The 13339-nt window shown below is 75.2% G+C and carries 11 protein-coding genes; 5 read left to right on the top strand and 6 right to left on the bottom strand.

The features are described 5' to 3' along the window. The first annotated feature begins 298 nt into the window (after positions 1-298). Positions 299-1891 carry a serine/threonine-protein kinase gene (locus FHS22_RS16630; protein ID WP_184942651.1) on the top strand — a complete coding sequence of 531 codons (1593 nt, stop codon included), beginning with the start codon at positions 299-301 and terminating at the stop codon, positions 1889-1891. A gap of 50 nt (positions 1892-1941) precedes the next feature. After that, positions 1942-3057: a DUF5925 domain-containing protein gene (locus FHS22_RS16625; protein ID WP_184942649.1), complete on the top strand. Its 1116-nt coding sequence runs from the start codon at positions 1942-1944 to the stop codon at positions 3055-3057. A 129-nt stretch (positions 3058-3186) separates the two neighbouring features. Here FHS22_RS16625 and FHS22_RS16620 read toward each other — a convergent pair whose 3' ends face one another. Beyond that, positions 3187-3717: a SecDF P1 head subdomain-containing protein gene (locus FHS22_RS16620; RefSeq protein ID WP_184942647.1), complete on the bottom strand. Its 531-nt coding sequence runs from the start codon at positions 3715-3717 to the stop codon at positions 3187-3189. 360 nt (positions 3718-4077) lie between these two features. Here FHS22_RS16620 and FHS22_RS16615 point away from each other — a divergent pair, with 360 nt between their 5' ends. Then, positions 4078-5049: a nucleoside hydrolase gene (locus FHS22_RS16615; protein ID WP_338047777.1), complete on the top strand. Its 972-nt coding sequence runs from the start codon at positions 4078-4080 to the stop codon at positions 5047-5049. On the opposite strand, the gene FHS22_RS16610 is transcribed toward FHS22_RS16615, so the two are convergent. Beyond that, on the bottom strand, positions 4986-8021 hold the full coding sequence (locus FHS22_RS16610) for a DUF7824 domain-containing protein (RefSeq protein ID WP_184942646.1): 3036 nt from the start codon (positions 8019-8021) through the stop codon (positions 4986-4988). The two genes, FHS22_RS16615 and FHS22_RS16610, sit on opposite strands and share 64 nt — an antisense overlap. Then, a complete protein-coding gene (locus FHS22_RS16605; protein WP_184942644.1) occupies positions 8018-9352 on the bottom strand; it encodes an SWIM zinc finger family protein in 1335 nt (444 codons plus the stop codon). The genes FHS22_RS16610 and FHS22_RS16605 overlap by 4 nt, the downstream gene beginning before the upstream one ends. 356 nt (positions 9353-9708) lie before the next feature. On the opposite strand from FHS22_RS16605, the gene FHS22_RS16600 reads away from it, so the two are divergent. Together FHS22_RS16600 and FHS22_RS16595 are read left to right on the top strand one after the other, a co-directional pair. After that, the gene (locus FHS22_RS16600) at positions 9709-10233 is read left to right on the top strand and encodes a PASTA domain-containing protein (RefSeq protein WP_184942642.1); all 525 of its coding nucleotides are present in this window, start codon (positions 9709-9711) and stop codon (positions 10231-10233) included. 78 nt (positions 10234-10311) lie between these two features. Continuing rightward, positions 10312-11601, top strand: coding sequence for a M20/M25/M40 family metallo-hydrolase (locus FHS22_RS16595; RefSeq protein WP_184942641.1), 1290 nt, complete (start codon positions 10312-10314; stop codon positions 11599-11601). Positions 11602-11611: 10 nt separating this feature from the next. Here the strand turns inward: FHS22_RS16595 and FHS22_RS16590 are convergent, their stop codons facing one another. From FHS22_RS16590 to FHS22_RS16580, 3 genes are all read right to left on the bottom strand, one after another. After that, positions 11612-11824: a hypothetical protein gene (locus FHS22_RS16590; RefSeq protein WP_184942639.1), complete on the bottom strand. Its 213-nt coding sequence runs from the start codon at positions 11822-11824 to the stop codon at positions 11612-11614. Next, on the bottom strand, positions 11821-12276 hold the full coding sequence (locus tag FHS22_RS16585) for an ATP-binding protein (protein ID WP_184942637.1): 456 nt from the start codon (positions 12274-12276) through the stop codon (positions 11821-11823). The genes FHS22_RS16590 and FHS22_RS16585 overlap by 4 nt, the downstream gene beginning before the upstream one ends. A 228-nt stretch (positions 12277-12504) precedes the next feature. Continuing rightward, complete coding sequence (locus tag FHS22_RS16580; protein ID WP_184942636.1) at positions 12505-13317, bottom strand: DUF1206 domain-containing protein; 813 nt, start codon at positions 13315-13317, stop codon at positions 12505-12507. Positions 13318-13339: the final 22 nt, after the last annotated feature.

Here is a 13339-nt window from a genome sequence, read left to right as displayed (position 1 = left end):
CCGCCCGTGTAGTGGACTTTCACACCCCTGGTCGAATTGATCGGGGTGTAGGAACCGCGCGGCTTGCGGGCCCCCCATTCACGGCGGGAAACGAGATCGATGGCCACGGAATCTCCAGGGGGTCGAGCAATGGTGGCTAACCGGAGCGTAATAGGTGACGCGTCACGGGAAGGGAGGTTTACCGATTGATCTACCTTTTGCCTTCACGGTATGGCCCCGGCCGCTGGTTCACTTTCCGTGACCGGCGGCACTAAACCCGCCCTATGCCATACCGAGCGGTATCGATAGCCTTGCCCCCATGGCCGCGACTCCCCTGACCTCCGACGACCCGGCACAGCTCGGCGGGTTCCGGCTGGCCGGACGGCTCGGCGAGGGCGGCCAGGGCGTCGTCTACCTCGCCTACGCGCCCGACGGCGGGCCGGTCGCGGTCAAGCTGCTGTACCGCGCCGACACCGAGTCCCGCAGGCGGCTGGCCAGGGAGCTGGCGACGCTGGAGAGCGTCGCCCCGTTCTGCACCGCCCGCGTGCTGACCGCCTCGGTCGACGGGCCGCGGCCGTACGTGGTGAGCGAGTTCGTCGACGGTCCCTCCCTGGAGCAGCGGATCAAGAACGGCGGCCCGCTGCGCGGCGGCGAGCTGGAGCGCCTGGTCGTCGGCACCGCCACCGCCCTGGCCGCCATCCACGCCGCCGGAGTGGTGCACCGCGACTTCAAGCCCGCCAACGTGCTTCTCGGCCCGGACGGCCCCCGCGTGGTCGACTTCGGCATCGCCAGGGAGGAGGGCGCGGCCACCCACACCTCCGGGCTGATCGGCACCCCCGCCTACCTGTCCCCCGAGCAGATCGCCGGCTCCCCGGCCTCCCCCGCCTCCGACGTGTTCGCCTGGGCGGCCACCATGCTCTGCGCGGCGAGCGGGCGCTCGCCGTTCGGGGCCGACACGGTGCCCGCCGTCCTGCACCGGATCCTCAGCCACCACCCGGACCTGTCGGCGCTGCCCGCCCGGTACGGCGCGCTGATCGCCTCCTGCCTCGACAAGGACCCGGCCCGGCGCCCCACCGCCCGCGCCCTGATGATCAACCTGGTCGACCCCGGCGCGCGCACCCCGCCCTCCACCGAGGACCTGGCGCGGATCGGCAGCGAACTGGCCTCCCCCGGCTCCCCGGGTCCGTCCGGCTCCCCCTTCGCAGCGGGTGTCCCCGCTCCCGGGCACGGCCCTCCCCCGGCGGGTCCCGGCCTCCGGGCCGACCAGGAACGGACCGGACCCGGCCGGTCCGCCCTCACCACCCAGGCGGGGCGAGGACGCTCCCGGGGGTTCGTGATCGGCTCGGTCCTGGTGGCCGTGTCCGTGCTGATCGCCGCCGGAGTCGCCGTCCGGCTCACCCTCGGCGACCGCTCCGGCGGCACCCTCGCCGCCACCTCCACCCCATCGGCCGCGACCGGCTCCCGATCCTCCGCGGCAGGCTCCCCCGACCCGGCCGAGACCACGTCCGCGGACCCCTCGGAAGCGGCCTCCCCCGCCCCTTCCGAGGCGACCGGCTCCCAGCCCTCCGGCGGCGGCCTGAAGATCCCCGCCTCCTTCGCGGGGAGCTGGGCCGGCGACGGCATCACCTCCACCAACCCGATCGCACCCGGCCCCAAGAGGATCGAGGTCGAACTCGAAGCGGGCAAGAGCGACGCGGGCTGGGCCGAACCCGGCTACAACTGCACGGGCCGGATCACCCTGCAGAAGGTCGAGAAGGACACCCTCGTCTTCGCGCTGGGAGCCAACAGCGGGGGCTGCATCGCGGGGACCATCTGGCTCACCAGGAAAGGTGACCTGCTCACCTACACATGGAAGGACGTGCCCGGCCCCGGAATCGTCACCGAGACCGGCGACCTGTCCGAGAAGCCGTAGGGCCGGAAAACCCTTCGACGTCCGCGGACCGGGGCGGGATCATGGGCGGCATGTCCGTGTTGAAGGAGGTCCGTTTCGCCCCGGAGCAGCGCCCGGCGGAGCTGCCCATGAACATCTGGATCGACGACACCGACGGCGCGGTCGACGTCATCGACGCCCTCGCGCTGTCCCCGTTCGCCACCGGCGCGCAGCCCTGGGCCCGCACGGCGAGCCTGGAGCGGGTGCGCTCCGACGCGCCGCTCATGCCCGCCGCCGGGACGCTCGTCCGGGCGGCCCGCGAGGAGGACGGCCGGGACTCCCGGCTGGTCACCGGGGAGGGCTGGACGCTGCGCGTGATCCGGTTCAAGAACCGGTCCGCCACGGTCAGCGTGACCGCGGTCAGCGAGGAGCTCGCCCGCTCGGTGGTCGAGGAGGTCACCAGGGACGCCGTCGAGCCCGCGCCGGAGAGCGACCACGTCGAGATGGGCTTCTGGTGGCAGGGCAGCCACGGCAGCCGCCGCTCCGGCAAGCCGATCACCACCTCCCCTTGGGCGGAGGTGAGCGGCAACTACGCCCGCTCCCTGCACGGCCCGCTCTCCCGCCTGATGTCGGTCACCCCGGACGACGTGCACGGCCGCCTGGTCCTGCTGCACGGCCCGCCGGGCACCGGCAAGACCACGCTGCTGCGCACGCTCGCCCACGAGTGGCGGTCGTGGTGCCAGGTGGACTGCGTGCTCGACCCGGAGCGGCTCTTCGGCTCGCCCGGCTACCTGATGGAGGTCGCCGTGGGCTCCGACTCCGGCGACGACGACGGCGGCGAGAAGTGGCGCCTGCTGGTGCTGGAGGACTGCGACGAGCTGATCAGGGGCGGTGCCAAGGAGGCGACGGGGCAGGGCCTGTCGCGCCTGCTCAACCTCACCGACGGCCTCCTCGGCCAGGGCCGCGACGTCCTGGTGGCCATCACCACCAACGAGGACCTCGCCCGCCTCCACCCGGCCGTGGTCCGGCCGGGCCGCTGCCTGGCCCAGGTCGAGGTGGGCGCGCTGCCGTACGACGAGGCGGCCGCCTGGCTCGGCACCGGCGAGGGCGTGGCCCCGTCGGGCGCCACCCTCGCCGAACTGTTCGCCCTGCGCGACGGCGTGGCCGACCGGCCCGCCGCCCCCGACACCACCGGCCTCTATCTCTAGGCGTACGTCCTCACCGGCCCGGCCGCCCGGGAGCTCGTCTCCCGGGCGGCCGCCACGCTCGACCCGGAAGAACGCCCGCAGCGGCACCCGGCCGCCGCGGTACCGCGTCCGGCGGGTCCGCGCCCTCCGTCAGGGGGTGAGCCGGTCGACGTGAACGGCGATCTCCTCGCGGCTGCTCCACCCGCCCGTCAGCTGGACATCCCCACCGGTGATCGGGTCCGTGACCCGCGGAACAGTGACGATCTTCCCGTCCACGACGACGGCGAGCTGGTCGAGGGGGTCGGACTGGGCCGCCAGGCGGCCGGTCAGCTCGCCGAACACGGCACCGTCGGCGGGGGTGAAACGGATGACGAGCATCCATTCACCCGTTTCGGCTTCCTGCTCCCGCAGGTCCAGGGCCTGTCTGACCGTCATCCCCTCGCCCAGCCGGTAGCACTGGTCTCCGCGGGGATTCGGCAGGTACCCCTCGGCGCAGGAGTCGTCGTACTCGGTTTCCAGCACGGGCCTCAGGACGAGCGGGGTGGCGAGCGTGAACGGGGGCCCGTCCGCGGCGAGGCGGTTCAGCACGACCGCCGCGACCGCCCCCACGACGACCACGAGCGACGCGATCGCGACGGCCGGCGCCGTCCTGCGCCGGGTCCCGGGAAGCGCCTTCTTCATCGAACCTCCTTGAAGCGTGGAGACTCCCGCCTTCAGGCGTGGGGAGGGGTCGGCCTCGCTCCGCAGAGGGGATGCAGAGGGGATCAGGTCGTATGCCGCGCACCTGCTCCCGGCGGGAGCAGGGCCCGGCCCGGTGGAGCCGGTACGAAAGGTAGCCCGCGCCGGGCCGTACGGCGTCCCTCCCGCGGGTGACCGCGGGTCCGTCACCCGGCCGACCGGCGGAGCCCCGGACGATGACGCCGGCCGGCGGAGCCCCGGGAGACGACCGGGCGCCCTGGAAAACGGGTCGCGTTCTCCTCCCGGCGGTCAATACCGTGAGCGGCCGTTCAGGATTCCCGACCGGAAACGAGGCCGCACCGCGTGACACTGGATCTGATCTTCGACCTCGAGACCCAGGACCCCGACGACGTGCTGACCCTCTGCCTGGTGGCGACGCATCCGGCGGTGCGGCTGCGCGCCGTCACCGTCACCCCCGGATCCCCGGCCCAGGTGGGGCTGGTCAGACGGGTGCTCGGACGGCTGGGCCGCGACGACGTCCCGGTGGGCGCCTGCGACCCCGGCACCGGGAAGGACCACGTGTCGGCCTTCCACCACCGCTGGCTCGGCACCCCCGCACCGGCCCCGGCGGACGCCGGGCCCGCCGAGCTGACGGCCCGGACCCTGCGCGACCATCCGGAGGCCGTCCTCCTCACCGGCGGACCCCTGCACAACCTCGGGCGGCTGCTCGACGGGCACCCGGAGGCACGGCTGAGCCGCTGGGTGGCGCAGGGCGGGTTCGCCGGGGACAACGTCGTGGCGCCCGAGCACCGGCTGCCCAAGTTCGACGGCCGCCTCACGTGCCCGACGTTCAACTTCAACGGCGCGCCGCGGGCCGCCCGGCTCGCGCTGTCCTCGGGCGGCCGCATCGGGCGGCGGGAGCTGGTCTCCAAGAACGTCACCCACGGCGTCGTCTACGACCGGCGCTTCCACGAGCGGTTGCGGCCCCTGCGGGACCGCTCCGCCGGCCTGGCCCTGCTGTTCGAGGGCATGGAGCACTACCTGCGCAGGAAGCCGGGCGGGAAACTGCTGCACGATCCCACCGCGGCCTGCGTCGCCGTCGACGGCGCCGTCGCCGCCTGGGCGGAGGTCGAGATGGTCCAGGACGGGAGCGGCGCCTGGGGCGCGCTCCCGGCGGCCGGGAGCGGGACGTTCATCACGGTGGGGATCGACCACGAGCGGCTCTTCCGGGTCTTCACCGGAGAGACCGCGGGCGGCCCCGGCGGCCGCGCTCAGGGCTCGTCCCCCTCCTGCCTCCCGGACGTCAGAAGAGCGTGCAGGCTGCGGCATTCCTGAAAAAGCCGGTTGCCGCCCCGCCGGGCGGCCACCGCGGCGACCTCGGGGATCTCCCCGGACGCCCCGGCCCATCCGGCGACCTTGCGGGCGAAGGTGAGGAAGTCCAGCAGGACCTTGCGGGGCCGTACGCCGGGGGCGGGGAGGACCGCGGGCAAAAGGGCGGCCGTCACCGCCCAGGCCTCGCGGTGGGCGCCCTGCCGGACGGCGTCCTCCAGGACCGCCCGTACGTTCTCGATCGCGGCCCAGCCCCGGCGCACCCGCTGCCCGAGCTCCGCGCCGAGGGCGGCGGCGGGCAGCGCCCCGCCGGCGGCGAGGTGCTGCAGGGCGCGGAGCGGGTGCACGGCCGGGCCCGCGGCGAGCCGCTCGGCCAGGAGCAGCGCGACCGCCTGTCCGGCCGGGCCCTGCAGCACGGCGAGGTCGGTGAGCCGTCTGTGGACGGACCCGGCGTCGCGTCCCTTCCAGAACCGGATCGGGACCAGGTGCGCGGCGACCACCTCCCGGTGGGACGGCATGACGCCCGGCCACCAGTCCGCGCATTTGCCGTAGTACCCGACCGCCTCCTCGGCGATCGGGAGCGGCGGGACCAGCAGCTCCGCGGTGAACGCGGCCACGGCGCGCCCGAGCGGCCCGGACCCGCCGGCCGCGGGCTCCCCGGGTCCGGCAGGGGCGATGGAGACCACCGCCATCGCCTGCCAGGGCTTCGGCTCCCCCGCCGGCTCGCACCCGTCGAGCCAGTGCCCGGCCGGGCGCTCGCCGCCCGTCCACCACTCCCGCGCGGCCTCTCCCCTCCACCAGCCGCTCTCCTGCCCGGGAGAGCAGAACCACCGGACGGTCACCTCCGGGTCGGGCAGCACTCCCCCGGCCAGCCACCGGGCCGCCTCGCGACCGGCGGCGGAGGTCAGCGCGGCGGCCCGGGCCGTCACGGCCGGGTCGGCGTCCGTCCGGGGCAGCCGCAGGAGCGCCTGCAGCAGGTCGGTGGGGAGCGGCTCCGCCCCTGCCTCCTCCAGCTCCGCCAGCCGGGCGACCAGCTCGGCCGGGTCCAGGTGGCCGGTGCCGAGCGTGGGCGTGGCCAGCAGCAGCGGCGGGAGCGCGCCGTCCCGCAGCGCGGTGAGGATCTCCGCGTACCGCCTGAGGATGAACCGGTGCGGCGCGGAGGCCTCCTGCGTGCCGGGGATGCGGTCCGCGGCGGGCCGGGGCGGTGCGGTGAACGGCGCGGACCCGGCCGTCCGGCCGGCCTCGTCCGGGAATCGGCGTGCCCCGTCCAGGAAGGCGGACCCTTCCGGAACACACCCCGCTCCGGGTTCGGCGAGCTCCGCCAGGAGCGCGGCGGCCCATTCCTCCGGATACCACCACAGGTCCCTGTCCGTGATCGGGGCCCGGTGCGCGGCCAGCGCGGCGCGGAGCCCGTCCCGGTCCCGCGCGGCGTGGCGGACGAACCCTGCGAGGAAACGTTCGGCGGCGGCCCAGCCGTCCTTCCCGTACAGCTCGGCCACCGCCCGGGGCGTCTCCGGCACCGGCGGGAACGCCGTGGGGGCGGGCAGCGTCGGGATCGCGCGCGGGACGAGGACCTCCTCCGGCTCGGGTTCCGGCTCGGGCTCGGGCCGGAGCTCCCCGCCGAAGACCCCGGCCATCCGGTTGTGCAGGTCCGGCGGGAGCGGCCCGGCCGCCTCCCGCAGCGCCTCCGCGCCGGGCGGGGAGAACAGCGCGGCGTGCCTGACCGCCAGCACCACGGCCTTCTCCTGTACGGCCCGCGCCTCGTGGCCCAGGGCCGAGGCCAGCGCCGGGGCCAGCTCGTCGGCCCGCCCCGGGCCCGCCGTCAGCCGCTCCTCCAGCCAGGCCAGCCCGGCCCGCACCAGTCCGCCCTCGGCCCGGAACAGCAGCCCCTCCAGCGCCTCCACCACGTCGGCCGGGTCCAGCGGCTCCGCGTCCAGGCGGCGCAGGTGCCTGAGCGCCAGCTCCGCCACCGGGCCCGGCGCCACGGGCAGCAGCCGCAGATAGTCCCGTGCCCGGCCGGCGACCTCCGCCTCGGACGGATTCAGCGACTCGTGCAGGCGCGCGAAGAAACGCAGGTCGGTGGCGCTCCCGCCGCGCAGGAACCGGCCCGCGCACCCGCTCAGCAGCAGCTCCCGGGAGATCCGCCCCTCGGCGGCCAGGGTCGTCAGCACTCCCAGCCACGAGTCCGGCGCGGGCGGATCGGCCCGCTCCTCGCGCAGCGCCCGGCCCACCCCCTCCGCCTGGAAGATCCTCGGCAGCAGCACGTCCAGGAGCGGGTCCTCCCGCAGCCGGTCGGCGTCCGGCCGCATCGACACCCAGCCCACCACCAGCGGGTCGTGCTCGGGCGGCGCCGTCCCGAGCCGCCGGAACAGCTCCAGCGCCAGCGGCAGGTGCCGGTCGACCGGGTCGCCGTACCACCTCACGTCTCCGCGGATCGCTCTGACCTTCAGCGCCAGCCGTACCGCCAGATCGGCCCGCCACGCGGCCGGGCGCGCCGCGACGGCCCGGGCCACCGGCCCGGCGGCGTCGGCGGGGGACCTCCAGCGGTCGAAGTCGCTCCGGTTCAGCCAGGAGATCACCGCCGTCACGCTCTCGATCGTGCCCGCGCCGGCGGCGCGCATCGGGTCGATCCAGGCGTCGCGCTCGGCGAAGCACGTGCTGGGGCCCGAACGGTCCAGCCAGTCGCCGTGCAGGTTGCTCGCCCAGCGGCGACGCCCCTCCCGGGGGAGCCCGCGCTCGGTGGCGTAGCGGTCGAACTCCTCCTGCGACAGCCTCATCGCCCGGTGACGCTCGGCGAGCAGTCGCTGCCTCTTCTCCTCCTCGGCCCGGTGCGCCGCCTCCCGCGCCGCGGCGATGTGGCCGGGCAGCGCCTGGGCGACCCCGCGCCGCTCCGTCCCGTCCAACTCCGCGACCCGGGCCGCGACCTTGTCCGCGTCGCCCGCGTCGATGAGCTCGCGGACCTCGTCCCACGCGGTCACGCCGGAACCTCCCGCAGGGCGATCCGGGCGGCGAGCACGTGCTTGCAGGGGCCGCGCGAGCCCCGGTGGTCGTACCACCACTCGCAGGTGCACGAGCCCTCCTCGATCCGGACCCGCCGCACGCCGCCGCCGGTGGTGACCTCCGCGGAGTCCCCGCCGGTCAGCCGGACGGCGCCCGCCTCGACGAGTCTGCGGGCCGAGGTGAGGCGGGGGTTGAGCGCCGCGACGTGGGCGCGGTCGTAGGGCAGCTCGCGGTGGAAGTGCGCGGCCTCGGCGAGGTCGTAGCCGACCCGGCCCGCGGTGCCGAGCTGGGTGAGGGCGGCGCGCACCCGCTGCGGGGACAGCCCGGAGCGCTCGGCGAGCACGCCCGGCTCCAGGGTGGGCTCGAAGTCGAGCAGGACGCCGACCAGGTCGGCGTCCTCGGCGGTCTCGTCGCGGGCGAGGTCGTCGAGGACCGCCCCCTCGCCGGAGAAGCCGCGCCAGGCCTGCGGGGACAGGGCCAGCGTGTAGCGCATTCCGGGCAGCTCCAGCTCCCAGGCGCTGGAGCCGGACCCGGCGGACGCACCCGCCGGGCCGTACACCCGCAGGGCCTTGGCGAAGCGCAGCAGCGGCGTCATCGTGGACAGCCGTCCGACCCCGGCCAGGTGCACCCCTCCGGCCGCGTGCCGGTCGGAGACCCGCAGCTCCCGCCCGGCCGGCACCGCCCACACCTCGGCCGCCGCCCGCCGGGGCAGGCTGCGCAGGAACCGAACGGCCTGCGGGCCGGGCAGCTCGGCGCGGAGGTCGAACCCGGCGGCGATCACCTGCACCTCGGCGAAGCCGCGCAGCCACCGGGCGGGCAGCGGCACCTTCTTCTCCACCACCGCGCCGTCCATCGTGGTCACGGTCAGCTCGTCGGGACCGACGCCGACGTGCAGCGGGTCCCGGCCGCCGACCCGGGCCAGCGCCTCGCGCAGCGGGTTGTTCACGTCCACGTTGGTGGTGCCCCGGTCGAACACCTCGCCGTCGAGGGCGGGGCCGAGCACGTCGAGGCGGGCGTAGACGCCGCCGCAGGCGGAGAAGGACTCGAAGCGGAGCCGGTCGCCGCCGCAGGTCACCACGGGGTCGCGGGTGAAGCCCGGCTGCGGCCGGTGGTAGCGGGCCAGCGCCACGTCCGCCACCGCGAGCAGTCCCGCCGCGGCGGGCGCGGCCTGGGTGAGCAGCCCGCTGAAGAACCGCGGGTGGTCGAGGAAGCCCGTGGCCGTCCTGCCCCCGGAGGTCGACAACCCGAGATGACCCTCCGCGAGGGCGGAGGGACCGGCATAGGTGTATGCCTGCACCGCATTCGTCATGCCGCGGACATTAGGGCTCGGCCCTGACAAAAGCGATTCAGGTGCGCCGCCCGTCCGCCCGTGACGGAACCGATACGGCCGTGGCGGCCGATCTCCGCGCGAGGCGCATAAAGTCACGGTTGGACGCCGTTCGCGTGGAGGACGTGCGCAGGGGGAATGGGGGTCCGGCGTTGAACCACCCACGGCCCGGTCGCGGCTCCGGGACCGCGTTCCCGCCGCCCGGCCTCCCCTGGTCCCCGCCGCCCGGCTCCCGCCCCGCCCCGCCACCGGCTCCGGGGCCGGTGCCCCTCCAGGCCCCGCCGTACCCGCCCCCTCCGGCGGCCGGGCAGGACCCGCCGTACCTTCCGGTCCCGCCGGTGCCGTTGCGCGCGCCGCTCCCCGCGGTCCTCCAGGCTCCGCCGCACGCGCCGCCTCCGGGCTCCTCCCCCGCGCCGGGGAACCCGGTGACCGCGATGTCCGCGCTGACGATCGCGGGCAGCGTGCTGGCGGGGGTGGTGATCTTCCTGACCGGCGGCTCTCCCCCGCCTCCGGCCGGGACCCGTTCCGTCCCGCCGGTCTTCACCCCGGCCCCGGAGGGCACCGCCCCTCCCGGCGGCACGCCGTTCCCGGAGACCGGCGCCCCCCGCACGAGGGCGCCCGCCTCCGGGGCGGACGGAGCCCCGTCCGCCCCGGAGCTCATCGTGCCCGACGTGCGCGGCGCGGACGGGGCGACCGCGCAGGACCGGCTGCAGTCGGCCGGGTTCTACGCCATCTCCCTCGTCCCGGCCACCGTCGGGGACCCTTCCGGCTGGCGGGTGACCTCCCAGTCCCCCGCACCGGACGCGAGGGCCGTGAGCACCCAGCCGATCACCCTGTACCTGGCCGAGATCCCGCGGTTCTGAGCGCGGGGAGCGGGCATGGCGGGCGGCCGGCGCACAGGGCCCGCAGGGCGGGCAACCGGATTCGAGGAGTGTTCTCCAATGAGCGAGGTCGCACGGATCTGCTCGGACCTGATCAGGTTCGACACCACCAACCCCGGCCCCGGCGAGCGCCCGGCGGCCGAGTACGTCGCCGGGCTGCTGTCGGACGCCGGCGTCGAGCCGGTCGTCTTCGAGCCGGCTCCGCACCGCACCAGCGTGGTCGCCAGGATTCCCGGCGACTCGCCCGAGGCCCTGCTGGTCCACGGCCACCTCGACGTGGTCCCCGCCGAACCCGCCGACTGGCGGATCCACCCGTTCTCCGGGGAGGTCGCCGGCGGCTGCGTCTGGGGCCGGGGCGCGGTGGACATGAAGGGCACGCTGGCGATGACGCTCGCCCTGGTCCTCGGCTGGGCGCGGCGCGGCGTGCGGCCCGGCCGCGACCTGGTGCTGGCGTTCCTCGCCGACGAGGAGGCCACCGGCGAGTACGGCGCGCGCCACGCGGTCACCCGCCACCGGGAGCTGTTCGACGGCTGCACCGAGGCGATCAGCGAGTCGGGCGGCTACAGCGTGCAGGCGCCGGGCGCGCGGATCTACCCCGTCGCGGTGGGCGAGCGCGGCACCGCCTGGATGCGGCTGACCGCCCGCGGCGTCGCCGGTCACGGCTCCCGCCCGCCGGTGGACAACGCGGTCGCCGAGCTCTGCCACGCGCTGTCCCGGCTCGCCGCCCACCGCTGGCCGGTACGGCTGACGCCCGCCGTCGAGGCGCTGCTCTCCTCGCTGGAGGAGATCCTGGGCGAGCGGGTCGACCGGGACCGGCTGGAGGCCGAGGCCGACCGGCTCGGCCCCGCCGGCGCCCTGTTCAGGGCGCAGATCCGCAACTCGGCCAACCCGACGATGCTGGAGGCCGGCTACAAGGTCAACGTGGTGCCCGGCTCCGCCGTGGCCCACGTGGACGGCCGGTTCCTGCCGGGGCTGCGCGAGGAGTTCCTGGAGACGGTCGACCGGCTGCTGGGTCCCAAGGTGACCCGCGAGTTCGTCAACCTGGAGGACGCCCCCTCCGCGCCGATGGACTCCCCCTTCTACGACGGGCTCTGCGCCGCGCTGCGGGCCGAGGACCCGGACGCGCGGCCGGTGCCGTACGTGATGTCGGGCGGCACCGACGCCAAGTCCTTCGCCGGCATCGGCATCGCCGGGTACGGCTTCGCCCCCCTGATGCTCACCCCCGGCCTCGACTACCACGGCATGTTCCACGGCGTGGACGAGCGGGTCCCGGTCGAGGGCCTCGAGTTCGGCGTGCGCGTCCTGGACCGCCTGCTCGCCTCTCCCCCGGCCGGGGCCGCGTCCCCGTGAGGCCCGCGGCTCAGCCGGTGAGGGTCATCGAGCCGGTGACGGTGAGGGGGTCGTACTTCCACGACCTTCCGATGCCGACGTCCTCCGGCTCGAACACCCGCCCGTCCCGCCACTCCTCCGAGCGGTCGAGGATGTGGATCTTCCTGTGGTCGCCGCCGGGGAGGACCTCGATGACGCCGTCCCGTTCCAGGGCCACGATGTCCGGTGTCCCGCGAGAGGTCATCTGGCGCCGGCGAGGCTGCGCAGGGAGACCCCGGCCAGCTCCGGCACGAGCTCGAACCAGACCTTGTTCATCCCCGCCTCCCTGACCAGGCCCCACCGGTGGGCCAGCGCCTCCAGCAGCGGCAGCCCGCGGCCCCCGGTGTCCTCGGCCGAGGCGTGGCAGAGGCAGGGCGCCTCCGCCGAGCCCTCGTCCTGCACGCAGACCCGCACGCAGCCGGGCGAGCAGGAGACCGTGACGGTGAACACCCCGCCGTCGCCCGACCGGGAGTGGATCACCGCGTTCGTGGCGATCTCACTGGTCAGCAGCACGCAGTCGTCGTAGAGGGGGTGGTCGCGCCCCAGGATCGCCGAAATCAGGCGGCGAGCCCGCGCCACCTGGTCGGGTGAGCCCGCCAGACGGAGGACCCGTTCGGTACTGTCGTACTCCTCGTCGTGCTCCGGTGAGTCGTTCATCCGGCCCTCCCGATGTCGTCCGAGCCCGTTGGAAGACGCGGGCCCCCGGGGGGTGAGATGTCTCGGAAAAGTAGGAATGGGATCGCTTACCGGACAGGCAGGTCGGGCTTGCCAGGCGGACCTCCGCCTGCGTGCCCGCACCTGCCGCCACGTGCGGTTCCTCCCGTCACCGGGGTTTCCGGAGAGCGCCCCGGCCGGTCGCGGAACCCGCTCTCCGCCCGGCGGGGGTCAGATCCGGTGCCAGCGCGCCTCGAAGAAGCAGTAGACCGCGAAGAGCAGCAGGCCGAGCGCGACGATCCCGAGGAGCCACGGGCCCGCGGGGGTCTCCGCCAGCGAGCGGAGCGTGGAGTCGATGCCCTTGGCCTTGTCCGCGTCGTAGGTGACCGCCGCCTGGATGACGAAGACGCCGGCCGCCGCGGCGATCACGCCTCGGGCGAGGTACCCGGCCAGGCCGAGCCGCCGGGCGAGTGAGAGCGCCTGCGGGGGCATCTCGCCGGTCCGCAGGTCCTCCAGGAACCTCTTCTTCCAGCCCTTGTGCACCCAGTACGCGCCGAGCCCGATCAGGCCGAGCCCGATCAGGCCGACCAGGAGCTGGCCGCCGGGCAGCTTCATCAGCGCGGCGGTGAGGTCCTGGGAGTGCTGGTCGGTCGAGCCTCCGTGGTCGCCGCGGAGCAGCAGCCCGAGCAGCGTGGCCGTGACCAGCCCGTAGACCGCCGTACGCGCACCCGACTCGACCCGGTCCTTGGTCCGGCCGCGGCCGATGACGGCCTCGGAGAGCTGCCACAGCGTGAGCGCGGCGAAGCCCACGGCCATCAGCCAGAGCATGACCTGGCCGAACGGCTGCTGCTCGACCATCTCGATCGCGCCGGTCTTGTCGGCCTCCTTGCCCCCGCTGCCGCGGCCGAGTGCGATCTGCAGGGACAGGAAACCGATCAACCCGTACAGGACGCCGCGGCAGACCATGCCCAGACGGGCCAGCCGGTCCAGCGTCTGACTGTTCGCCGCCCTGCGGGCGGCGCCTTCCACCTGAGCACTGTTCATAACAATCGCCCTTACCGGCAAA

It is taken from the genome of Thiemannella venezuelensis, from assembly GCF_014203605.1.
Lineage (GTDB): Bacteria > Actinomycetota > Actinomycetes > Streptosporangiales > Streptosporangiaceae > Planomonospora_A > Planomonospora_A venezuelensis.
This window is presented reverse-complemented; position numbering and strand designations above follow the sequence as displayed.

What these genes read in the sequence shown, in the direction of transcription:
- FHS22_RS16630 (WP_184942651.1), top strand. Translation starts at nt 299, where the DNA reads ATGGCCGCGACTCCCCTGACCTCCGACGACCCGGCACAGCTCGGCGGG.
- FHS22_RS16620 (WP_184942647.1), bottom strand. Translation starts at nt 3,717, where the DNA reads ATGAAGAAGGCGCTTCCCGGGACCCGGCGCAGGACGGCGCCGGCCGTC.
- FHS22_RS16605 (WP_184942644.1), bottom strand. Translation starts at nt 9,352, where the DNA reads ATGACGAATGCGGTGCAGGCATACACCTATGCCGGTCCCTCCGCCCTC.
- FHS22_RS16590 (WP_184942639.1), bottom strand. Translation starts at nt 11,824, where the DNA reads ATGACCTCTCGCGGGACACCGGACATCGTGGCCCTGGAACGGGACGGC.
- FHS22_RS16625 (WP_184942649.1), top strand. Translation starts at nt 1,942, where the DNA reads ATGTCCGTGTTGAAGGAGGTCCGTTTCGCCCCGGAGCAGCGCCCGGCG.
- FHS22_RS16595 (WP_184942641.1), top strand. Translation starts at nt 10,312, where the DNA reads ATGAGCGAGGTCGCACGGATCTGCTCGGACCTGATCAGGTTCGACACC.
- FHS22_RS16580 (WP_184942636.1), bottom strand. Translation starts at nt 13,317, where the DNA reads ATGAACAGTGCTCAGGTGGAAGGCGCCGCCCGCAGGGCGGCGAACAGT.
- FHS22_RS16585 (WP_184942637.1), bottom strand. Translation starts at nt 12,276, where the DNA reads ATGAACGACTCACCGGAGCACGACGAGGAGTACGACAGTACCGAACGG.